The following is a 22,021-nucleotide window of genomic DNA, read 5'->3' as shown; positions in this document are numbered from 1 at the left end:
ATGTCTGAACCCCTCCAGCAGTCCGACATCGACCAGGAGATCGCCGCGCTCGCGGGCACGGCGGCCGACCATCCCGCGCGGGACTACACCCCCTACCGCAGCACCCGGCTCCGGCACCCCCGGCAGCCGCTGGTGCCCATCAAGGACCCCGAGGCCGTCGAACTGTCGGGGCCCGTCTTCGGCGTCACCGACGTCACGCCGACGGACAACGACCTCACCAAGCAGCACATGGGCGAGCCGCTCGGCGAGCGGATCACCGTACAGGGGCGCGTGCTCGACCGCGACGGCCGGCCGGTGCGCAACCAGCTCGTCGAGGTCTGGCAGGCCAACGCCTCCGGACGCTACCTGCACCAGCGTGACGACCACCCCGCGCCGCTCGACCCCAACTTCACCGGTGTCGGCCGCTGCCTGACCGGCGACGACGGCTCCTACCGGTTCACCACGATCAAGCCCGGCGCCTATCCGTGGCGTAACCACGTCAACGCCTGGCGGCCGGCGCACATCCACTTCTCGCTGTTCGGGTCCTCGTTCACCCAGCGCCTCGTCACCCAGATGTACTTTCCCGGCGATCCGCTGTTCCCGTACGACCCGATCCTGCAGTCGGTGACCGACGAGAGCGCCAGGCAGCGGCTGATCGCCTCGTACGCGCACGAGCTGTCGGTGCCCGAGTTCTCGCTCGGCTACCGGTGGGACATCGTCCTCGACGGACCCGCCGCGACCTGGATGGAGGAAGGCCGTTGAACCCCACCCCCTCACAGACCGTGGGCCCGTTCTACGGGTACGCGCTGCCGTTCCCCGGCGGCGGCGACATCGCGCTCGGCGGGATCGCCGTCCACGGCTACGTCTACGACGGCGCGGGAGAGCCCGTGCCCGACGCGCTGCTCGAGTTCTGGCAGGCCGACTCACGGGGACAGGTGCGTGGCGCGCCCGGCTCGCTGCGCCGCGACCCGACCAGCGGCGCCGTGCTCGGCCGCGACGGCGTCACCTTCACCGGCTTCGGCCGCGTCGCCACCGATCGGGACGGGCACTGGACCCTGCGTACGGTCGAGCCGGCGAACGGGTACATCAGCGTGTGCGTGTTCGCGCGCGGGCTGCTGCGTCATCTCTACACCCGCATCTACCTCGGGCGGGACGCCTTCCTCGACTCGCTTCCGCCGGAGCGCCGGCAGACGCTGGTGGCGGCGGAGGAACGGGAAGGGGTACGCCGCTTCGACATCCACCTGCAAGGAGAGAAGGAGACGGTCTTCCTTGACTTCGGCTGACCCCGGTCCGCACCCCGCCACTCCTGGCGGCGGAGGGACGGGGGGAGACGGCTCGTCCGCGAGCGCGGGAGCGGGGCGCGACGTGGCCTGCGCGAGCGCGGGGGCGGATCTCGGGTTGCTCTCACCGATGCGGGGCGGGGCCGAGGCGACCGGGGACGCCGCCGTGCTGCGGGCCATGCTGGACGCCGAGGCCGCGCTGACCCGGGCGCAGGCGGCGCTCGGGCTCGTCCCGCCCGAGGCGGCGGAGGCGGTGACGGCCGCCGCCCGCGCGGAGGCGTTCTGCCTGGAGGACCTGGTGGTGCGGGCGCGCTCCGGCGGCAACCCCGTCATCCCCCTCGTGGCCGACCTCCGCGCGGTGGCCGCTCCTTTCGGGGAGTACGTCCATCGTGGTGCGACAAGTCAGGACATTGTGGATACGGCCCTCATGCTCGTGGCGTACCGCGCGCTGGGGCCCGTGCTGGCCGATCTGGAACGGACGACCGGCCGGCTCGCCGCGCTGGCCGCCGAGCACCGCGACACCCCCATGGCCGCCAGGACGCTCACCCAGCAGGCCGTCCCCACGACGTTCGGGCTGAAGGCGGCGGGCTGGCACCGGCTGGCCGGCGACGCCCGCATCCGTCTCACCGCCGCCCGCCGCTCCCTCCCGGCGCAGCTCGGCGGCGCCGCGGGCACCCTCGCCGCCTTCCGACCCGCCCAGGAACCGGTGCCGGAAGCGGTGGAGGTGGCGTTGCGGTTGCCCGGACGGTTCGCGGCCGAGCTGGGGCTGGCCGAGCCGCTGCTGCCCTGGCACGTCCTGCGCACGCCGATCGCGGACCTGGCCGGGGCGCTGGCGTTCACCGCGGGAGCGCTGGGCAAGCTCGCGGCCGACGTGCTGGTCCTGTCGCGGACCGAGATCGGCGAGCTCTCCGAGGGTGTCGGCGGCGGCTCGTCGTCCATGCCGCACAAGCACAACCCGGTCCGGGCCACGATGATCGCCGCCACCGCCCGCCAGGTGCCCGCGCTCGCCGCCATCCTGTACGGCTCGCTCGCCGCCGAGGACGAGCGCCCCTCCGGGGCCTGGCACGCCGAATGGCAGCCGCTGCGCGAGGCGTTGCGCCTGGTCGCGGGCGCCGCGGGAGACGCCGCCGAACTGGTCGCCGACCTGCGCGTGCACCCCGAACGCATGCGCGCGAACCTGACCGTCACGGGGGACGCCGCCCCGGCCCCCGCCCTCGTGGACCGCGCCCTCGCCGCCTTTCCTCCATCCCCACCGGCTCCCTACCAGGACGAGGCACCTCACTGATGCTGCACTACCGGCTGGACGGCCCCGAGCAGGGGCAGCCGCTCATCCTCGGACCGTCGCTCGGCACCTCCCTGCGCCTGTGGCAGCCGCAGCTCCAGGCGCTCGCCCGCACCTTCAGAGTGCTCAGGTACGACCTGCCCGGCCACGGCGACTCGCCCGCCGACGGCAAGGCGAGCACCGTCGACGACCTGGCGGAGCTGGTCCTGGAGGTGGCCGCCGCCGAGGGCATGGACGGCTTCCACTACGCCGGGGTCTCGATCGGCGGCGCGATCGGCGCCACGCTGGCGCTCCGGCATCCGGGACGGCTGCGTTCCCTGACCCTGATCTGCTCCAGCGCTCGCTTCGGCGACCCGCGCGCGTGGCAGGAGCGAGCCGCCCTGGTCCGCACCCAGGGCACCGCGCCGCTGCTGGAAACCGCCCCAGGCCGCTGGTTCGCCCACACGCCTGACCCCGGCCTCCCGAACGACCGATCTCCGAACGGCGAGCCCAGGACCGGCCGGACTCTGCGGGGCGAGCTGCTCGGCGACCTGGCCGCCGCCGACCCCGCCGGGTACGCCGCCTGCTGCGACGCGCTCGGGGCTTACGACCTGCGTGCCGACCTGGGGGCCGTCACCGTGCCGACCCTGGTCGTGGCCGGGCGCGAGGACCCGGCGACCCCGCCGCCGCACGCCAGGGAGCTGGCCGACGGCATTCCCGGCGCCACCCTCGTGGAGCTCCCGGCCGCCGCGCACCTGGCGAACGTGGACCAGCCGGCCCACGTCACCCAGGCCCTGCTCACCCACCTGCCCGGCCCCACCGGCACGCAGGTTCGGCGCGAAGTGCTCGGCGACGCCCACGTCGACCGCGCCGCGGCCCGGACGACCGGCTTCACCAGGGACTTCCAGGACTTCATCACCCGCTACGCCTGGGGCGAGATCTGGACCCGTCCGGGGCTCGACCGCCGTACCCGCAGCTGTGTCACGCTCACCGCGCTGGTCGCCCGCGGGCACCTCGACGAGCTGGCCATGCACGTGCGCGCGGCCCTGCGCAACGGGCTCACCCCCGACGAGATCGGCGAGGTGCTGCTGCAGAGCGCCGTCTACTGCGGGGTCCCGGCCGCCAACGCCGCGTTCGCCGTCGCCCAGCGCGTGCTGACGGAGCTGGAGCAGGAACCCTGAGCAGCGGGAACGGGGCCGGCGCCGGCGGCCGGCTCGCCGTCAGGCCCGCGGGCGGATCTATGATGAGCCAATGACCTCGCCCCCCGCCGCCGCCGAACGCCAGCGGGACGCCGACCGGACCAAAGCGGAGATCCTGGAGGTCGCGCAGCGCGAGTTCGCCCGCGAGGGCTACGCGGGCGCGCGGGTCGACGAGATCGCGGCCCGCATGCGCACCACCAAGCGGATGATCTACTACTACTTCGGCAGCAAGGAGCGGCTCTACATCGCCGTGCTGGAGAAGGTGTACGCCGAGGTGCGCGCCGCGGAGCGCACGGTGGACGTGGAGCACCTGGCGCCGGTCGAGGCCATCCGCACGCTGGCCGAGCTGACCTTCGACCACCACGACGCGCACCGCGAGTTCATCCAGCTCGTCGCGATCGAGAACGTGCACCGCGCCGAGCACATCCGCAAGTCCGAGGTGCTGGCCAACCTGGGCACGCCGGTGCTCGACCTGATCGAGCGCATCCTGGACGCGGGGCAGGCGTCGGGCGACTTCGTCACCGAGGCCGACGCGATCGACGTGCACATGATGATCAGCGCGTTCTGCGTGTTCAGGGTGGCCAACCAGCACACGTTCGGCGCGCTGTTCGGGCGCGACATGACCGCCGCCGAGCACCGGGCCCGGCAGCGGCGCATGGTCGGCGAGATGGTCGTCGGCTACCTCAGCGGCAAGGGCGCCCGCTCCTGAGCGGCGCTTACCGCGGTGGTGGGGGTGAGGCTTCGGCCGGGTCGCCGCGCCCGCTCGCGATCAGCCGCCTGCCCAGCCGCTGGGCCGGAAGCTCGATCACCCGGTAGGTCAGCAGGCTGAGCGGGATCAGCACGAGGAGGTAGACCGGCAGGTTCGGGCTCGCGTACAGCAGCAGCGGATGCAGCAGATACAGGGAGAAGCTGATCACGCCGAGGCCCGCCAGCCAGCGCGGGAAGCGCCGCCGGCGCAGCGCGTACGCCAGCGCGAACGCGCCGAAGGCCAGCACGATCGCCGGCGCCCAGGCGGGATCGGCCTTGGCGGGCAGCCCGCAGCCGAGCGCCGCGGCCACCGCGACCGTGGCGGCCGGCCGGGAGATCGTCCCCTGCTCCGCGCGGTACACCGCCGTCCCCGCGAACATCGTGGCCAGGATGATCACTCCCTGCCAGGTGCCGCCCCTGCTGCCCAGGATCACCAGCGCCAGTGCCAGCAGGCCGCCCGCGAGCGCGCCCGCCGTACGCGCGGTGCCGCGGCCCAGCACGGTCAGCGCGACGGCCGCGACCACCGCGAGACCGAGCAGCGCGGCGGCCAGATCGGCCCCGCCGCCGATCGCGGCCCTCGGTAGCAGCAGGCCGATCGGCACGGCCAGCAGGGCCAGGACGATCGCGATCCCCGCCGACCTGTGCGCCTGCCGCACCGCGAACAACGCGACGCACAGCAGGTAGAAGGCCATCTCGTACGACAGCGTCCACGTCACACTGATGACCGCGGGCAGGTTCAGCAGTTCCTGCAGCATGGTCAGGTTGCCTAAGGCGACGAGCAGCGGCGGACGCTCGCCGAGCCCAGGAGGCGCGGGCAGCACGCCCGCCGCGACGAGCAGGAACGCCAGGCAGAACGCGGTCAGCAGCAGCGGCAGCAGCCGGAAGGCACGCCCGGTCCAGAAGGCGCGCAGGTCGCCGCGCCGTTCCAGGGAGGCGGGGATGATGTAGCCGCTGACCAGGAAGAACACGAACACGCCCCACGTGCCGAGATCGATCCTGCGATCCACCTCCGCCCAGACGCCCGGGATGAACGTCCATCCGGCGTGGTGCATGGTGACGGCCAGCGCTGCCGGTCCCCGCAGGGCGTCCAGCCAGGCCAGCCGGGCGGGGGCCAGAAGCATCTGCCGCAGTGTACGGCATTACCGACATAGCGCGGCTTGGCCCGTCCACCGGCGGGAATCCGCCCGAGATCAGGAGCCGGCGCAGGCGGGGCGGAGCCGGTCGAACGCGGTGTCCACCAGCTTCAGCCGCTCGTCCTCCGCGCCGCCGGTGCGGAGCCATTCGCGCGCCGCGCAGTCGATGGCGGTCGCGGCGGCCGAGGTCAGCAGGTCGACGGCGAAGGCGTCGAGCTCGGTGCGCTCGGCCAGCGCCTCGGCGATCCGTCCCCGCGCCTCCTCGCGCTTCTGCTGGAACCGGGCCCGCAGCGCGGGCGTGCTCTCGATCACCCGCAGGGCGGCCCTGCTCCCGGCGTCGATCCGGGCCACCCATTCGCGCAGCACCGCGTGCAGGCACTCCCAGGCCGGCTCGCCCGCCGGGCGGCCGGTGATCTGCTCGGCGATGTCGTCGCCCATGAGCCGCACGCCGCCGAACACGGCGTCCTCCTTCGCCGGGAAGTAGCGGAAGAAGCTGCGCTTGGACACCCCGGCCGCTCTGGCGATGTCGTCCACCGTGACGTCGTCGAAGCCGCGTTCGGTGAACAGCTCCAGCGCCACGGCGGCCAGTTCGGCCTGGACGGCCCGACGGGTGCGTTCTCTCAGCCCTGCCATGCGCCCGAGTGTACCGACTGGCATATAGTGACGTTCATGGCATCGAGTGACATGAATGGCAGAGTGGCCCTCATCACCGGCGGCACCGGGGGGATCGGCATGGAGACCGCCCGCGAGCTGGCCCGGCGGGGAGCGTCGGTCGTGCTCGCCGGGCGCGATCGCCGGCGCGCGGCCCAGGCCGTCCGCGAGATCGGCGACAGCGCGGGGCACGACAGGGTGGACGCCGTCACCGCCGACGTCACCGCGCTCGACGGGCTGCGCCACCTCGCCGCGGCGGTGGCCGGCCGGTACGACCGGCTGGACGTGCTGGTCAACAACGTCGGCGTCAACCCGCCCGGCCGCCGCCTGACCCCCGACGGCGTGGAACTGATGTTCGCGGCGCACGTGCTGGCCCCGTACGCGCTGACCCGGCTGCTGCTGCCGCTTCTGCGGCGCGCGCCCGCCGCCCGGGTGGTCAACCTGACCGGCGGCATCCCCGGAGGGCCCATCGACCACGGCAACCTGCAAGGGGAGCGCCGCCTGCGCGGCTGGACCTTCAGCCACTACAACCACACCAAGACCATGACGATGGCGCTGACGATCCGTCTCGCCCGTGAGCTGGCCGAATCGGGAGTGACGGCGAACGTGGTCTATCCGGGCCACGGCTACACGCCGATGAACCGGGACACGCCGATCCGGGCGTTCCCGTACCTCTACCGGCCGGTCGCGCCGCTGATCCTGAAGGTCGTCGCGCCCCTGCTGCTGTCCGATCTGACCAGGTCCGCCCGGTCCAGCGTGTACGCGGCCACGAGCGCCGAGCTGGACGGGGTGAGCGGCGAGTACGTCGACGACCGGTGCCGCAGGAAGCCGTGGCCCGCGAGCGCGCTGGACCCGGCCCATCAGGACGCCGTCTGGGACCTGTGCGCCCGGATCTCCGGGCTCGACAGCCAACCCCTGTGAAATACCAGGTTTCGGTAAAGTCCGGTCTCTTCTATCTTTACCGTGACCGAAGGTCGCGAAGGAGATGTTGACTGTGCAGAGACTTCCCCACCGTACTTCCCTGCGCGCGGGCGTCGTCGCGGCGGTCGCGCTGGCCGGTGGCCTGATCACCACCGCCCCGGCCGGCGCCGCCCCCACGACGGCCGGCCTGAGCGCGGCCACCTCGGTGACCGTCCAGGCCGAGAGCGCGGCGGCCGCCCGCCCGGCCAACGGCCGGATCCTCTACCACCGCCTCGGCGGCGGGGTGAACCAGCTCAAGATCAAGAACGGCACGTCGCGGGACGGCGTCGTCGCCCTGGTCAGGGGCAGGACCAAGGCGATCAGCATCTACGTGCGCGCCAAGTCCACCGCCACCGTCAGGGACGTCAGGGACGGCACGTACCGGATCTACTTCACCACCGGCTCCCGGTTCAGCGTCTCCAAGGGCAGGTTCGCCCGCAACCCCGTCTACCAGCGCTTCAACGACCGGCTGCGGTTCCGTTCGCCCGGCAGGCAGTACACCATCTACACCCTGACCCTGCACCCGGTCCGCGGCGGCAAGGCGCGGACCACCGGCGTCAACCCGAAGGACTTCCCCGCGTAGATCCGCCCTCAGGGCCCGTCACCACCGGGGTGGCGGGCCAGGTGGCAGGAGACCAGGTGCCCGGCCCCGGCGACGGGCTCCAGCACGGGCGCGGAACGCGCGCAGCCGTCCTCCGCCATGAAGCAGCGCGGATGGAACGAACAGCCGGACGGCGGGTCCACGGGGCTGGGCGGCTCCCCGTCGAGGACGATCTCCTGCCGGGTGCCGCGCGCCGCCGGGTCCGGCACGGGCGCCGCCGACAGCAGGGCCCGCGTGTAGGGATGCGCCGCCGACTCGTACACCTCGGCCTCAGACCCGGTCTCGACCACCTTGCCCAGGTACATGACGGCCACCCGGTCGGCCAGGTGCCGCACCACGCTCAGGTCGTGCGCGATGAACACGTACGCCAGCGAGAACCGCTCGCGCAGCTCCTCCAGCAGGTTGACGATCTGCGCCTGCACGGACACGTCGAGCGCGGACACGGGCTCGTCGCACACCAGCACCTCGGGCCGCAGCGCGAGCGCGCGGGCGATGCCGACCCGCTGCCGCTGCCCGCCGGACAGCTCGTGCGGATAGCGGCCGCCGTGGTCGGGGTTGAGCCCGACCGCCTCCAGCAGCTCGCGCACGAGCCGGTCCCGGTCGCCGCGCGGGGCCAGGTCCGGGTTGACGTCGTACGGCTCGCGCACGGTGGCGGCGACGGTCATGCGCGGATCGAGCGAGGTGTACGGATCCTGGAAGATGAGCTGCACGTGCCGCCTGGCCCGGCGCAGCTCCCCGCCGCGCAGGTCGTGCAGTGACCGGCCGAGCACGGTGACCCGGCCGGACGTGGGCCGTTCGTGCGCGGTCAGCAGCTTGGCCAGGGTGGACTTGCCGCAGCCCGACTCGCCGACGATGCCGAGCGTCTCGCCCCTGCGCAGCTCCAGCGACACCCCGTCCACGGCTTTGAGCAGGCCCACGGTCCGCCGCAGCGCGCCCTGCCTGACGGGGAAGTGCTTGACCAGGTCACGCACGTCGAGCACCGTCTCGCGTTCGGCAGCCGTCGTCATGGCGTGGTCACCCGCTCCCATTCGTGGCAGGCCGTGAGCCGGCCAGGACCGATCTCCCGCGCGGGCGGCTGCTGCCCGCACGCGTCGCCGGCGTAGCCGCAGCGCGGCCGGAACCGGCACCCGGGCTCGGGCCGGCCCGGATCCGGCGGCGCGCCCGGGATGACGGCCAGCCGCCGTCCCCGCAGCTCGGGCCGGGGGATCGCGCCGAGCAGCGCCTCCGTGTACGGGTGCGCCGGCCGCGCGTACACCTCGGCCGCCGCGCCCTGCTCGACCACCCGCCCCGCGTACATGACGGCGACCCGGTCGGCGATGTCGGCGACCACGCCCATGTCGTGCGTGATGAGCACCAGGGCGGTGCCGTGCTCGCGCTGGAGCTCGCCGAGCAGCCGGATGATCTGCGCCTGGACGGTCACGTCGAGCGCGGTCGTCGGCTCGTCGGCGATGATCACCTGCGGGTTCAGCGCGATGGCCAGCCCGATGCCCACACGCTGGCGCATCCCGCCGGAGAACTGATGCGGGTAGTCGCGGGCCCGCCGCGCCGCGGACGGGATGCGGACGAGGTCGAGCACTTCGACGGCCCGCCTGGCCGCCTCCTTGCGGGACAGCCCCTGGTGCGCCCGGAACAGCTCGGCGATCTGGTAGCCGACGCTGAGCACCGGGTTGAGCGCCGACAGCGCGTCCTGGAAGACCATGGCGATCGTGGTGCCGCGCAGCCGCCGCCGTTCCTCCTCGGCCAGCGTGAGCAGGTCGACCCCGCGCAGCCGCGCGGACCCGGCCGTGACGGCGCCGCGCGGCGGCCGGACCAGCCCCATGATCGCGCGGGCGGTCACGCTCTTGCCGCTGCCCGACTCGCCGAGCACGGCCAGCGTCTGGCCGCCGTCCACCTCGTAGCCGACGCCGTCGACCACCGTGGTGGCGCCGAAGCGCACGCGCAGGTCCGAGACGGCCAGCAGAGGGGCGGCGGCGTCGTAGCCGGGCAGGGATTCCAGACGGGTCACGGGCGGGCCACCTCCTGGCGCAGGCGGGGGTCGAAGGCGTCGCGGAGCGAGTCGCCGAGCAGGACGAAGCTGAGCACGGTGACGGTGAGGAAGATCGACGGGAAGATCAGCAGGTGCGGGGAGGTGACGAAGTACTGCTGCGCGGTGTTGAGCTGCACACCCCACGAGATCGCCGGGGTCTGCAGCCCGACGCCGAGGAACGTCAGCGCCGACTCCGAGGCGATCACGCCGCCCACGTTGAGCCCGGTGAGCACGGCGACGGGGCCGAGCGCGTTCGGCAGGACGTGGCGCAGCAGGATCCGGGCGGTGCCGGCGCCGACGCCGCGGGCGGCGGCCACGTACTCGCTGGTGGCGGTCTCCAGCACCGAGCCGCGCATGACGCGGGCCAGCACCGGCCAGCCGAACAGGATCAGCACCGCCGACACCGTCCATTCGTTGTGCGTGCTGGCCGCCTGGAGCAGCACGATCATGCCGACGAGCGCGGGGAAGCCGAAGAACACGTCCATCACCCGGCTGATCACCGCGTCCACCCAGCCCCTGAAGTAGCCGGCCAGGCTGCCCAGCACCACGGCGACGACGATCATGCCGGCCGTGACGAGCAGCGCGATGAGGACGGAGGAACGGGCGCCGTACACGACGTTGCTGTAGAGGTCGCAGCCCTGGATGTCGAAGCCGAACGGATGCCCGGGGGCGGGCGGCAGGCCGCTGTTCACCAGGTCGCACTTGCGCGGGTCCCCGCTGCCGAACCAGCCGGCGAACGCCTGCGGCACCGCCGCCATCGCGCAGACGACCAGCGCGATGGCGCTGGAGATCGCGAAGGCGGGGCGGCGGCGCAGCTTGGCGAGCAGGCCCGGCCGGGCGGCGGGCGGGGCCTCAGCCGAGGCGGATGCGAGGGTCGAGGATGCCATAGAGAAGGTCCACCAAGAGGTTCACCAGCAGGAAGACGAGGACGAGCAGGGTTCCCACGCCCACGACGACCGGCCCGTCGTGCTGCGGGATCGCCGTGAAGATCTGGTAGCCGAGGCCCGGCAGGTTGAAGATGCCCTCGATCAGCACGGTCCCGCTGAGCAGGTAGCCGAGGCTCACGCCGAGCAGCGACACGACGGGGATCAGCGAGTTGCGCACCACGTGCCTGATCACCACCGCGCGCGGGCGCAGGCCCTTGGCGGTCGCCGTGTCCACGTGGTCGGCGTTCAGGTTGTCCAGCACGCTCGTCCTGGTCAGCCTGGCCACCTGCGGCAGGCCGTAGAGGGCGAGGACCAGGCCGGGCATGACGTACGCCAGCGGCCAGCCCGCGTCCGTGCCCGAGACCGGCAGCCAGCCCAGGTTGACCCCCAGCACGATCTGCGCGACGTAGGCCACCACGAAGAACGGCACGCCCATGACGACCGTGGTGCCGCCCAGGACGAGAGCGTCGGCGAGCCGGCCGCGCCGCAGCCCGGCCACGGTGCCGAGCAGCACGCCCAGGACCGTCATGAACAGCCACGCCGTCACGCCGAGCTGGAACGTCACCGGCCAGCTCGCCGCGATGACCTCGGAGACCGGCCGGCCGGCGAAGCTCATGCCGAGGTCGCCGGAGAGCAGGCCCTTGAGGTAGCTCCCGTACTGCACGAGCAGCGGGTCGTCCAGGTGGAACCGCTCACGCAGCGCCTGCTCGACCGAGGGCGACAGCGCCCTGTTGGGCCCGGCCAGGGCCTGGATCGGGTCGCCGGGCAGGGCGTAGACGGCCAGGTAGATGAGGAAGGTGGTGCCCAGCAGCACGGGGAGCGCCATGAGCAGCCGGTGCAGCGCGTACTTCCCCACGTCCCCGCCTCAGCCGACCTTGACCGCGGACAGGACCGCGGCGCCGAGGAACTCCGGCTTCACGCCGCTCACCCTGGTGGAGTAGGCCAGGCCGCCCACGGGCTGGAACAGCGGTGTGAGCGGAAGCCCGTCCATCGCGAGCTTGGCCGCCTGCTGGGTCAGGCCCATCGCCTCGTCCTGGCCCGCCTTCGCCGCCCCGGCCATCAGCTTGGCGAACTCGGGGCTGTCGTAGCCGGTCACGTTGGACGCCGAGGTCTTGGTGAACAGCTGGTCGGCCAGCGCGTACAGGTGGGGGTAGCCGGCGCCCATGTAGAGCAGCACCGGGCCGTCGATCTTCTTGGCCGCCAGGTTCGGGTAGAGCTGGTCGACGGGCTGGGTCTGCGTCGTCACCGCCTCGATGCCGAGGTTGGCCCGCAGCTGGTTGCCGACCGCCTCCAGCACCACCGTGTTCACCGGGTCCTGGTAGGTCCACAGCTTGAGCGGGCCGCTCCAGCCGCCGGCCTCCGCCAGCAGCGCCTTGGCCTTGGCCGGGTCGTACGAGCAGGCCGCGCAGTCGGCCGCGCCGCCGCCCGGCACGCTCGCCCCCGCCAGCCCCGTGGCGGGCTGGCCGAAGCCGCGCAGCAGCGACTTGACGATGGTCTCGCGGTCGATGGCGTGCGCGAACGCCTGGCGTACCTTCACGTCGGAGAAGCGCTTGTCCCACAGCGGGAAGCCCAGGTAGATCACCGCGGGGAACGGCACGCGCACCAGCCGGTCCTTGAACCGGGCGGCGGCGTCGGTGAGGTTGTTGCCGGTGACCAGGCTGACGTCGAGCGCGCCCGCCTGCAGGTCGCGGTAGGAGGCGGCCTCGTCCTGGTACGACTTGACCTCGATCCGGTCCGCGTTGCCCGCCTGCCCCTGGTAGGCGCCGAACTTGCGCAGCGCGACCTTCGTCACGCCGGCCGCCAGCCCCTCGCCGTCCAGCTGGTACGGCCCGTTGCCGATCGGCTTGCGGTCGAAGCCGGGCAGGTCCGCGAAGGCCGCCTTCGGCATGGGGGCGAACGCCGTCTGGGCCAGCACGTACGGCAGCAGCGACAGCGGCTTGGTCAGCGTGATCTTCAGCGTGGCCGGGTCGGCCACCTCGACCCCGGACAGCGTCTTCTCAGACGGTTTCCCGTCGGCCGGGTTCAGCTCGGCGTAGCCCTTGAACGGCGCGAACATGAAGTTGTTCTCGAAGGCGTTGGGGGCGTACGCCGTCGCGTTCCACGAGTCGGCGAACGACTGCGCGGTGACCTGCTCGCCGTTGTGGAACGTCCACCCCGGCTTGATCTTGACCGTCCAGGTCACGTTGTCGTCGGTCTCGATCGACTCGGCCACGGCGTTCACCGCCTTGCCGCTGGTCGCGTCCACCGTGGTCAGCGGCGTGAACAGGGCGTAGTCCACGTTGCTGGCGACCGACCTGCCGGGCGTCAGGTGGGACAGGAAGTAGGTGGTGACGCCGACCGAGAAGGATTTCTCCCCCTGCGGGGTGCCGGCTCCGCCGGAGCCGCCGGACGAACAGGCCGTCAGCGCGACGGCCAGCGCGGCGGCTCCCAGGACTTTCTTGACGGACACCTGCTTGACACCTCCGAGGATGGGGGCCGTGCTTGGGGACGAGCGTCCCACAGCACTGCCGGGTGTTCATTGTCGGGAAGGTTCAACCGGGCGGCGCGGCTTTGTGAGCTGGAACAGCGCCGTCAACCCCGTGTTTCACAGGTGTTGCCGGTAGGTCCACCGCCCGCCGAGCAGCGTGCCCAGCACCTCCACGCCGCGCAGCGCGGCCGGGTCCGCCGCGGCGGGTTCACCGGCGGTGATCACCAGGTCCGCCGGGTCGCCCGCCCGGATCCCGCGCCGTCCCCTGGCCGCGGCCGCGAGCGCGTCGGGCAGCGAGATGGCCTGCTCCGGATGCCAGGGCGCGCGCTCGTCGTCGGTCCTGGCGACCGCGGCGGCCACGCCGTCCCACGGGTCGAGCGGCGCGACCGGCGCGTCGGAGCCCAGTTCGAGCGTGGCGCCGGCGGCCAGCAGGCCGGCGTAGGCGAAGGCGCGGCCGGTCCGGCCCGGCCAGTGCAGCTCGGCCACCTCCCGGTCGTCGGGCGCGTGCGCGGGCTGGACGCCGGCGACCAGCCCCGGCCTGGCGAACCTGGCGAAGTCGCCCGGCCGCAGCAGCTGCGCGTGCTCGATCCGGCCGGGGCAGCCGACCCGCTCGAACGCGTCCAGTGCGATGCTGGTGGCCAGGTCGCCGATCGCGTGCACGGCCGGCCGCAGGCCGTGCGCCCAGGCCAGGCCCATCGTGCCCGCCAGCTCCTCCGGCGGCGTCTCCAGCAGGCCGCGAGCCCCGGTGCCCGGGTACGGGTCGTCGCAGTAGGCCGTCCTGGTGTTGAGCGAGCCGTCCACGAAGATCTTCACCGGACCCACCTCCAGCAGCCCCCCTGACCCGGCGACCGGCTCCCCGGTGCGCAGCCCGCGCCCGACGGCCTCCTCCAGCCGGTCCTTCGGGATCGAGCAGGCGACCCGCACGTCCACCCGCTGCTCGGCGACCCGGCGGCTCCAGTCGGTGACGTTGTCGGCGAACTCGAAGTCGAGCACGCCGACCACGCCCCGCGCCGCCGCGGCCGTGGTCGCCTCGGCCACCCACCGGTCCAGCTCCCGCTCGGGCGGCAGCGGCAGCGCGGCCATCGCCTCGTAGCACTCGTGCTCGCGCAGCACGCCCGTCTCGTGCTCGCCCCTGCCGATGGAGGCCAGCGCGGCCGGGCTGAACCAGCCCGTGTGCAGGTCGTTGCTGAGCAGGACGATGGGCCGGCCCGGCGCGGCGGCCTCCAGCAGCGACTTGTGCGGCGCGTCCGGCCACAGGCCGTCGCGGAAGCCGTAGCCGGTGGTGCAGCCTTCGTGCGGGACGACCAGCTCGACGGCCTCCTTCGCGGTACGGGCGCCGCTGACGTCCACCCGGCGCCGCGTCTGCGCCCATTGCAGCATGTGCACGTGCGCGTCCCACAGGCCGGGCAGCAGCGTGCCGCCCGCCACGTCGACCGACTCGGCGGGCATCCCCGTGGTCACCTCTGTGGCCACCTCGGCGATCCGGCCGTCGGAGATCAGGACGTTGCGGATGGGGCCGCCCAGGCCGATCCGCGCGTTGCGCAGCAGCAGTGAAGGCATGCGACGAACGCTAGAGGGCGGGACGGAGCGCCCTCATCGTCGAAACCGGACATCTCACCCGCCGCCCGTTGTGGGCCGCCACAGCCCTCCGCTCACGGCCCGCCACCGCTCTCCGCTCCCGGGCGTCACAGCTCGCCGCGCAGGCGCAGCAGGCTCAGCTGGAGCCAGATCACCAGCCGTTCTGCCGGGTCGGCCAGATCGACCTCGAACAGCTCCTGCAGCCGGCGCACCCGGTAGCGCAGCGTGTTCTCGTGCACCGACAGCTCGGCCGCCGCCCTGGCCGCCTCGCCGAACGCGTCCAGGTAGGCCAGCAGGGTGACGGCGTGCGTGGTGGACTGGGTCCGGTCGGAGTCGAGCATGCGGCGTACTGGGAGCAGCAGCTGCTCGGCGGCCACGCCGCCGCGCTCGGCCAGGTCGTGCAGGGCGACGCGGCTGCGTACCTGCTCGTCCGTGGCGACCGCCGCCGAGGCGGCCGAGGTCTCGGCGAGCACGCGCAGGACGCGCTCGGCCAGCCTGCTGGAGGAACGCGCCTCGCCCAGGCCGGCGACCACGGGGCCGAGGCCGGCGTGCAGCGGGATGCGCATGGACTTGCGCACCGCCTCGGCCGCGCCGGTCGCCACCCGTACCAGCCGGTCGGCGGGGGTGCCCGGCGGGACGGGCAGCAGCGCGTACACCCGGCCCCAGCTCGTCGTGCACACGGCCTGCGGATGCCAGGACTCGCAGCTCAGGCTGACCAGGTCGGCGATGCTGGCCAGCGCGGTCCCCGCCTCGGCGGCCTGCCCGTGCACGGGCGCGAAGGCCACGATGCACACCGGAGACCCGGCCGGCAGGCCCAGGCGTACGGCCGCCGCCGACTCGCTGGTGGCGCCGTCGAGCAGAGTGCGCAGCGTCTCGGAGCTGTGCCAGCGCTGCGGGTTGCTGGGGATGCGGGCGCGCAGCAGGTGCAGCGCCGCCGTCCGCCCCGCGTCCTCCAGCAGCCGTACGGCGTCGGGCACCAGCGGCGGATCGCCGTCCAGCATCCAGATGAACCCGAGCAGCTGCGGCCCCGCCTGCACCGCCGTCGCGAGGCGGCGCATGTGCCCGGGACCCATGCTCTCGAAGCGCACGGGCACCCCGGCCTTGAAGACGCGGGTGTACTCGCTGCGGTTGGTCGGCCGCTGCGGCGTCTTGCGCCCGAGGATGCCGAGCCGGCGGATCTCGTCGATCTGCTGGCCGGGCAGGTTGGAGTAGGCCAGGACGTGACCTTGCGGATCCTCGATGCTGGTGGCTCCGCCGATCGTCGCGGCGATGGCGTTGGCCAGCGCGAACAGGTCGCCGATGGCGACGCTGGAGTACGTGGTGGCGGGGGCGCCCGGGCCGGAGACCGCCGCCGTGAGCAGCGCGTCGAGCTGACGCCAGGGCAGGTCCTCCGGCGCGATGAGCAGCGCGATGCCGGCCGCCCGCGCCGACTCGATGAGCGGGGCCAGGTCGGCGCCCCGGTCCTTGACGACCACGGCGTGGTATTCGAGGCGGGCCGCCCGGCGCAGCAGGTCGTGGGTGGCCGGGTCGGCCACCCGCGCGCCCACGGCGAGCAGCACGCAGCCGGGCCGCTCGTCGAGCGGGTCGTCGGGGTCGTGCACGATGGGCTCGCCGAGCGTGATCGCGGCCCCGTCGGGCACGTAGGCGGCGGAGAGCGCGTCGCCGCCCAGGGTTTCGAGCACCAGTTTCAGCGGCGGGTGGTACGGGATCGTCATCGAGGCGTCGGGCACCGGACCAGCAGACAGGTCAAATACCGACATTCCACTCCTTATCGCGACGAGCGCCCTTATTCAACCATTGACGGTGGCCACAAGGAGCAGGGCCTGACCTTGAGCTTCTCCACGATGCCGACCGTCGCCGGACATGCCCACACTGGGATGTGCTCGACCGCCTTGATGAAGAACTCGACACCGTTCCCGACTTCGACCGGTTCGCCACTGTGGACGAGGTGCATCACCGCCTCGCCGGGCTCGCCGCCGACCACCCGGACGTGGCCACGCTACGCCGGATCGGCACCTCCCGCCTCGGCGACCCCATGCTCTGCCTCACCGTCGGTGACGGACCCCGCCATGCCATCGTGGCCGCCGGGCCGCACCCCAACGAGCCCATCGGCGGCCTGACCGTCACTCACCTGGCCGGCCGCCTGTGCCGGGACGCGGAGCTGCGCCGCGCCACCGGCTGCACCTGGCACATCGTGGGCTGCCTCGACCCGGACGGCACCCGGCTGAACGAGGGCTGGTTCGCCGGGCCCTTCACCAAGACCCACTACGGCAGGCACTTCTACCGGCCGGCCGGTGACGAGCAGGTCGAGTGGACGTTCCCGTTCGCGTACAAGAGGGCCTATTTCGACCGCGTGCTCCCCGAGACGCTGGCGTTGATGCGGCTGATCGACGACGTCCGGCCCGCGTTCATGACCACCCTGCACAACGGCGAGTCCGGCGGCGTCTTCTACTACCTCAACCGCCCGGAGCCCGAGCTCCAGGACGTGCTCAAGACCCTGCCCGGCCGGTACGGCGTCCCGCTGCACGCGGGGGAGCCCGAGCACCCGTCGGTCAAGCAACTGGAGCAGGCCGTCTACCTGACTCCCGCGATGGAGGACGCCTACGACTACTTCGAGGCGCTCGGGCAGGACCCCGTCGAGCACATCGGTGGCGCGGCCAGCGACTCCTACATCAAGAAGTACGGCACGCTGGGCCTGACGGCCGAGATCCCCTACTGGACCGACGCCGCCGCCGACGACACGAGCCCGACCTCCACCCGCTACCGCGACCTGCTGCACGCGCACGCGGACGAGCTGCGCGGCACCTCCGACGTGCTCGAACGGGTGCTGTCGGCGGTCTCGCCCGACCTGGTCACCGGCTCGCCGTTCCTGCGCGCCAGCCGGTCCTTCATCCCCATGGTGGCCGGGATGGCCGACACCCACAGCGGCCGGGCCGGGGCGCCCGAGCACGATCGGCCCGCCACGGTCGCCGAGCTGGCCTCCTGCCGGGACACCGTGCACAGCGTCCGGCTGCGCTTCGGCGGCATGCTGCTGCGCGCCCTGGAGGGCGAGCTCGCCGTGGGCAACGCCACCAGGGCCGTCCGTGAGGGGGCGCGGGAGCTGGCGGAGACGTACGGGCGGTGGTGCGCGGAGGCCGAGGCGGGCGCGGCCGACGAGACGATCCCGATCCGGCACCTGGTGGCCATCCAGTACGGCGCCGTCCTGGCCGGCGCGGACCGTGCGGTACACGGGCCCAGCTAGCCGGGGGAGCCGGATACAGCTGACGTGCCGTCAGGTCAACGGGTGTCGCTGAGCTCCTCGTCGGCTCGGCGGCCAGGCCGTGGGCTGACGGCGCCACGGCCGGCGATCACGGCGGCTGCGCAGAGTGCGACCGCGCCGGAGACGACGAACGCGGCGGTGTATCCCGATGGTGCCGGCGGCTGTCTGGGGCCGGTCGCCGACGACACGAGCACGGTGGCGAGCACAGAGCCGACGGCGCCGCCCACAGTGCGCAGGATGGTGTTGACTCTCGTGGCCGCGCCCGTCTCCTCCTGGCCGGCGGCCTCGATGACCAGGCCGCCGAGCGAGGCGAGGCGAGGCCGTAGGCCAGACCCGGAAGAGCGCACCAGACGAGCAGTTCCGCGATGTGCTCGGGCAGCAGGCCAAGACCGCCCAGAGCGATCGCGGCCAGGACCGCGCCCATCTGGAAAGCGGCCTTCGCGTGCAGGGAACGGATGATCCGAGCGGCGAGCGGCGCCGCGACGAGCATGCAGACGGCCATCGGGACCATCAGGAGGCCGGTCCGGGCCGGGGAGTAGCCGAAGCCGTACCCGAGGGCGGTGGGCGTCTGGACGAACGACGGCAGGACGGTGACCGCCGCGAACATCCCCACGGCCACGACTGGCGAGCAGGAGGGCGACCAGCGCGCCCGCGAGCAGGGCCGCTCCCCCCAGGTCGACCCGGCCGGCGCGCGCGGGGGAGGTGGACGGCGAGGGCACGCGGACCATTGCGGCCAGGGCGAGCATGGCCAGCACGGCAACGAGCCAGAAGAGCGTCGCGGGACCGGTGACATCGGCGAGCGGACCGGCGGCGACCATGCCGAGCGCCCCGCCGAAGCCGAACATCGTGCTGAGTGCCGCGATGACGCCGCCCAGCCGCTCGGCGGGAACCGTCTGGCGGGCCAGCCCGAAGGCGCAGGGGAAGACCCCGCCGGACAGCCCCTGGAGAACCCGGCCCGTCACGACTCCTGGGTACGAGCCCAGCGGCGTGCTCACCGCGGCCACCACCGAGCCGACCAGCAGGAACGCGAGACCGATGACGAGGAGACGACGGTGGCCGAACTGGTCACCGAGCCGCCCGGCCACCGGAGTCGCCACCGCGGAGGCGAGCATGAAGGCGGTCAGAAGCCAGGTGGCACCTGTCGCGGACACGTCGAGCGTGCGCGTGAACACCGGCAGCACGGCGAGCACGATCGTCTGCGCGACGGCCACGCCGCAGGTCGCGAGCAGCAACACCGGCGTCCCACCTCCGGCCGGCCGGAGCGCGCCGCCCCGCCGGAGCGGCCATCGTGCGAGCGCGTGGTCGGTGGTTCGACTCACTGGTCTCTCCGCACTGCGGAATAAGGGTCCTGACTTATCAATGACCATCGGTCACTAATAAGAACGGGGCGGATTCGTAGACTGGGGTTCGTGGAAGCGAGGACACCCAGGCTCGGCCGCCCCGCGCGACTGAGCCGTGAGCAGATCGTGGAGGCAGCGCTCGGCTGCGACCTGCGGACCGTGACCATGCGCGACATCGCCGAGCGACTCGGTGTCTCCCACTCGGCCCTCTACCGCTGGGTGGGCAATCGCGAAGAGCTCCTCGACCTCGTCGGCGAGGTCGTCGTCGAGCGCATCCTCCCGACGGCCGATCCCACCGCCGGAACCTGGCGGGAGTGGCTGTCGGACCTCGCCTGGCGGATGCACGATCAGTTCCTCGCCGTGCCCGGCTACGCAGTCCACGTGGCGATGCCGCACCGCCACAACCCGCACGCCTTCGGCCGGCTGCGCGGCCGCGTCGTCTCGGCGTTCAAGCTCGCCGGCGTCTCCGACGACATGGCCGAGCAGAGCTGGCACATCTTCGGGCCGGGCATCGTGCAGTGGCTCGCAGCTCAGCAGATGGGCCACGACATCGGCCCGGACGCACCCCGCTTCGACCTCTTCCTCGACGTGCTGCTGCGCGGGCTGCCGGCACGGGAGCCCGGTTCGTCCGGGCGCGGCCAGCGGGGAACGGCTGGGGGCTCAGCCGGGGATCCCGGCGGATATTCCGTGGCGCGCGGTCGCGGCCCGTCCGTACACTGACGGCATGTCTACGCCCCGAACCTCCTAGCCAGGACACACGCCTCCCCGCCACCCGTGTGTCCGCTAGCAGTTCCGGAGCGAAATCCCATGCTGACCTTCCGTGACGTCGCCGTGCGCGCCGGCGCCGGCCTCCTCATGTCGGGCGTCACCGCCCACGTCGCCCCCGGCGACCGCGTCGGCCTCGTCGGCCGCAACGGCGCCGGCAAGACCACCCTGATGCAGATCATCGCCGGGCGGCTCCAGCCCGCGGACGGCGAGATCGTGCGTACCGGCCCGATCGGCTACCTGCCGCAGGACCCGGCCGCCGCCGACCCCGCCCGCACGGTCATCGACCGCGTCATGTCCGCCCGCGGCCTCGACCTGGCCCTGCGCGACCTGCGCGCCGCCGAGACCGCGCTGGCCGAGTCGGGCGACGAGCGCTCGATGGCCCGCTACGCCGCCGCCGAGGCCGAGTTCCAGGCCCGGGGCGGATACGCGGCCGAGGCGGGCGCCGCCCGGGTGGCCGCCGGGCTCGGCCTGCCCGAGCGCGTACTCGACCAGCGGCTGGGTACGCTGTCCGGCGGCCAGCGGCGGCGGGTCGAGCTGGCCAGGGTGCTCTTCGGCGAGCCCGGCGTCCTGCTGCTCGACGAGCCCACCAACCACCTGGACGGCGGCTCCGTCGCCTGGCTGCGCTCGTACCTGACGGGCTACTCCGGCGGGCTGGTGCTGATCAGCCACGACACCGGCCTGCTGGCCGACGTGATCAACCGGGTCTGGCACGTGGAGCAGGGCGCGCTGGAGGTGCACAACACCGGCTGGCACGCGTACCTGGCCGACCGCGAGGCCGACGAGCGGCGCAGGACGCGGCTGCGGGCCGCCGCCGAGCGCAAGGCCGCCGCGCTGCGCACGCAGGCCGACCGCATGCGCGCCAGGTCCGCCACCGCGGTCCGGGCCAGGGACATGGCCCGCCGGGCCGACCGCATGCTCGCCGGCACCCAGCCGGCACGCCGCGCCGAGAAGGTGGCCCGCGTCCGGCTGCCCGACCCGGCCCCCAGCGGCAGGATGCCGCTCGGCGCGATCAGCCTGACCAAGTCGTACGGGGGCCGTCCGGTGCTGGACGGCATCGACCTGGCCGTCGACCGGGGCAGCAGGCTCGTCGTCCTCGGCCCCAACGGCGCGGGCAAGACCACCCTGCTCAAGCTGCTGGCCGGGCACGAGCGGCCCGACTCGGGGCGGGTCGTGCCCGGCCACGGGCTGCGGCTCGGCTATTTCGCCCAGGAGCACGACACCCTGGACCCCGCCCACACGGTCGGCCGGCACCTGACCGAGGCCGCCCCGCAGTTGAGCGACGGGGAGGTCAGGACGGTGCTGGGGTCGTTCCTGTTCGGGGGCGACGACGTGGACAAACCCGTCGGGGTGCTGTCGGGCGGGGAGAAGACCCGGCTGGCGCTGGCCGGGCTGGTCAGCTCCCGGGCCAACGTGCTGCTGCTCGACGAGCCCACCAACAACCTCGACCCGGCGTCGAAGGCGGAGGTGCTGGCCGCCGTGGGCGCCTACCGCGGAGCCGTGGTCATGGTCACGCACGACCCCGAGACCGTGGCGGCGCTGCGGCCCGACCGGGTGCTGCTGCTGCCCGACGGGCTGGAAGACCTGTGGAACGACGGCTACACCGACCTGATCGGCCTCACCTGAGCCCACGCCCGCGCTCCCGCCGGTGGCTGACGTCCGGCGGGAACAGGACGGCGGCGTGACGGTCCTGCTCGCCACCGGCACCGTGAGGCAGGTGGCGCCCACCTGCCTCACGGACGCCGGCGGGGCGGGACCGGACAGGGTCGGCCGGCTGGAGTCCGGGCGAGCCGGGCGCGCGGGCATCAGGGGCGACGCCCGCCGCCTCGGCTGACGGAGGCCGGCGCTC

Annotated in this window: 21 protein-coding genes; 11 read left to right on the top strand and 10 right to left on the bottom strand. The window is 73.3% G+C overall.

Annotated features, from left to right (window positions below; all coding sequences use genetic code 11):
* The 5 genes from pcaH (at nt 1) to OIE67_RS32365 (ending at nt 4,428) form a co-directional block, all read left to right on the top strand.
* Nucleotides 1-741: a protocatechuate 3,4-dioxygenase subunit beta gene (gene pcaH / locus OIE67_RS32385; protein ID WP_326627583.1), complete on the top strand. Its 741-nt coding sequence runs from the start codon at nt 1-3 to the stop codon at nt 739-741.
* Nucleotides 738-1,262: a protocatechuate 3,4-dioxygenase subunit alpha gene (gene pcaG / locus OIE67_RS32380; protein ID WP_326627581.1), complete on the top strand. Its 525-nt coding sequence runs from the start codon at nt 738-740 to the stop codon at nt 1,260-1,262. The genes pcaH and pcaG overlap by 4 nt, the downstream gene beginning before the upstream one ends.
* A complete protein-coding gene (gene pcaB / locus OIE67_RS32375; protein WP_326627579.1) occupies nt 1,249-2,544 on the top strand; it encodes a 3-carboxy-cis,cis-muconate cycloisomerase in 1,296 nt (431 codons plus the stop codon). Before pcaG ends, pcaB begins: the two co-directional genes overlap by 14 nt.
* On the top strand, nt 2,544-3,701 hold the full coding sequence (gene pcaDC / locus OIE67_RS32370) for a bifunctional 3-oxoadipate enol-lactonase/4-carboxymuconolactone decarboxylase PcaDC (protein ID WP_326627577.1): 1,158 nt from the start codon (nt 2,544-2,546) through the stop codon (nt 3,699-3,701). The genes pcaB and pcaDC overlap by 1 nt, the downstream gene beginning before the upstream one ends.
* A 70-nt stretch (nt 3,702-3,771) precedes the next feature.
* Nucleotides 3,772-4,428 carry a TetR/AcrR family transcriptional regulator gene (locus tag OIE67_RS32365; protein ID WP_326627575.1) on the top strand — a complete coding sequence of 219 codons (657 nt, stop codon included), beginning with the start codon at nt 3,772-3,774 and terminating at the stop codon, nt 4,426-4,428.
* A gap of 7 nt (nt 4,429-4,435) precedes the next feature.
* Here OIE67_RS32365 and OIE67_RS32360 read toward each other — a convergent pair whose 3' ends face one another.
* Nucleotides 4,436-5,587: an acyltransferase family protein gene (locus OIE67_RS32360; protein WP_326627573.1), complete on the bottom strand. Its 1,152-nt coding sequence runs from the start codon at nt 5,585-5,587 to the stop codon at nt 4,436-4,438.
* Nucleotides 5,588-5,656: 69 nt separating this feature from the next.
* Entirely contained in the window at nt 5,657-6,232 is a 576-nt protein-coding gene (locus OIE67_RS32355) for a TetR family transcriptional regulator (RefSeq protein WP_326627570.1), read from the bottom strand.
* Nucleotides 6,233-6,268: 36 nt separating this feature from the next.
* Between OIE67_RS32355 and OIE67_RS32350 the strand changes: the two genes are divergently transcribed.
* Together OIE67_RS32350 and OIE67_RS32345 are read left to right on the top strand one after the other, a co-directional pair.
* A complete protein-coding gene (locus OIE67_RS32350; protein ID WP_326627568.1) occupies nt 6,269-7,171 on the top strand; it encodes an SDR family NAD(P)-dependent oxidoreductase in 903 nt (300 codons plus the stop codon).
* 73 nt (nt 7,172-7,244) lie between these two features.
* Entirely contained in the window at nt 7,245-7,793 is a 549-nt protein-coding gene (locus OIE67_RS32345; protein ID WP_326627566.1) for a hypothetical protein, read from the top strand.
* Nucleotides 7,794-7,801: 8 nt separating this feature from the next.
* Here OIE67_RS32345 and OIE67_RS32340 read toward each other — a convergent pair whose 3' ends face one another.
* From OIE67_RS32340 to OIE67_RS32310, 7 genes are all read right to left on the bottom strand, one after another.
* A complete protein-coding gene (locus tag OIE67_RS32340) occupies nt 7,802-8,818 on the bottom strand; it encodes an ABC transporter ATP-binding protein (RefSeq protein WP_326627564.1) in 1,017 nt (338 codons plus the stop codon).
* Complete coding sequence (locus tag OIE67_RS32335; protein WP_326627562.1) at nt 8,815-9,816, bottom strand: ABC transporter ATP-binding protein; 1,002 nt, start codon at nt 9,814-9,816, stop codon at nt 8,815-8,817. Before OIE67_RS32335 ends, OIE67_RS32340 begins: the two co-directional genes overlap by 4 nt.
* Nucleotides 9,813-10,724, bottom strand: coding sequence for an ABC transporter permease (locus OIE67_RS32330; protein WP_326627560.1), 912 nt, complete (start codon nt 10,722-10,724; stop codon nt 9,813-9,815). Before OIE67_RS32330 ends, OIE67_RS32335 begins: the two co-directional genes overlap by 4 nt.
* Nucleotides 10,690-11,619, bottom strand: a complete 930-nt coding sequence (locus OIE67_RS32325) for an ABC transporter permease (RefSeq protein WP_326627558.1) — start codon at nt 11,617-11,619, stop codon at nt 10,690-10,692. Before OIE67_RS32325 ends, OIE67_RS32330 begins: the two co-directional genes overlap by 35 nt.
* A 9-nt stretch (nt 11,620-11,628) precedes the next feature.
* Entirely contained in the window at nt 11,629-13,212 is a 1,584-nt protein-coding gene (locus OIE67_RS32320) for a peptide ABC transporter substrate-binding protein (protein ID WP_326627556.1), read from the bottom strand.
* A 135-nt stretch (nt 13,213-13,347) separates the two neighbouring features.
* On the bottom strand, nt 13,348-14,790 hold the full coding sequence (locus OIE67_RS32315) for an amidohydrolase (RefSeq protein ID WP_326627554.1): 1,443 nt from the start codon (nt 14,788-14,790) through the stop codon (nt 13,348-13,350).
* Nucleotides 14,791-14,915: 125 nt separating this feature from the next.
* Nucleotides 14,916-16,568 (bottom strand): PucR family transcriptional regulator, encoded by a 1,653-nt coding sequence (locus OIE67_RS32310; RefSeq protein ID WP_326627552.1) that lies wholly within the window; start codon nt 16,566-16,568, stop codon nt 14,916-14,918.
* Between the two features lie 119 nt (nt 16,569-16,687).
* On the opposite strand from OIE67_RS32310, the gene OIE67_RS32305 reads away from it, so the two are divergent.
* Nucleotides 16,688-18,049, top strand: a complete 1,362-nt coding sequence (locus tag OIE67_RS32305) for a M14 family zinc carboxypeptidase (RefSeq protein ID WP_326627550.1) — start codon at nt 16,688-16,690, stop codon at nt 18,047-18,049.
* Nucleotides 18,050-18,084: 35 nt separating this feature from the next.
* Here the strand turns inward: OIE67_RS32305 and OIE67_RS32300 are convergent, their stop codons facing one another.
* Nucleotides 18,085-19,302, bottom strand: a complete 1,218-nt coding sequence (locus OIE67_RS32300; protein ID WP_326627548.1) for an MFS transporter — start codon at nt 19,300-19,302, stop codon at nt 18,085-18,087.
* A 174-nt stretch (nt 19,303-19,476) separates the two neighbouring features.
* On the opposite strand from OIE67_RS32300, the gene OIE67_RS32295 reads away from it, so the two are divergent.
* From OIE67_RS32295 to OIE67_RS32285, 3 genes are all read left to right on the top strand, one after another.
* Complete coding sequence (locus OIE67_RS32295; RefSeq protein WP_326627546.1) at nt 19,477-20,127, top strand: TetR/AcrR family transcriptional regulator; 651 nt, start codon at nt 19,477-19,479, stop codon at nt 20,125-20,127.
* A gap of 87 nt (nt 20,128-20,214) precedes the next feature.
* On the top strand, nt 20,215-21,798 hold the full coding sequence (locus OIE67_RS32290; RefSeq protein ID WP_326627544.1) for an ABC-F family ATP-binding cassette domain-containing protein: 1,584 nt from the start codon (nt 20,215-20,217) through the stop codon (nt 21,796-21,798).
* 22 nt (nt 21,799-21,820) lie between these two features.
* Entirely contained in the window at nt 21,821-22,006 is a 186-nt protein-coding gene (locus OIE67_RS32285; RefSeq protein ID WP_326627542.1) for a hypothetical protein, read from the top strand.
* The last annotated feature ends 15 nt before the right edge of the window (nt 22,007-22,021 follow it).

Source organism: Nonomuraea fuscirosea (genome assembly GCF_035917475.1).
Taxonomy (GTDB): domain Bacteria; phylum Actinomycetota; class Actinomycetes; order Streptosporangiales; family Streptosporangiaceae; genus Nonomuraea; species Nonomuraea fuscirosea.
Note: the sequence above shows the minus strand (reverse complement) of the source record. Positions and strands in the feature narration are given on the sequence as shown.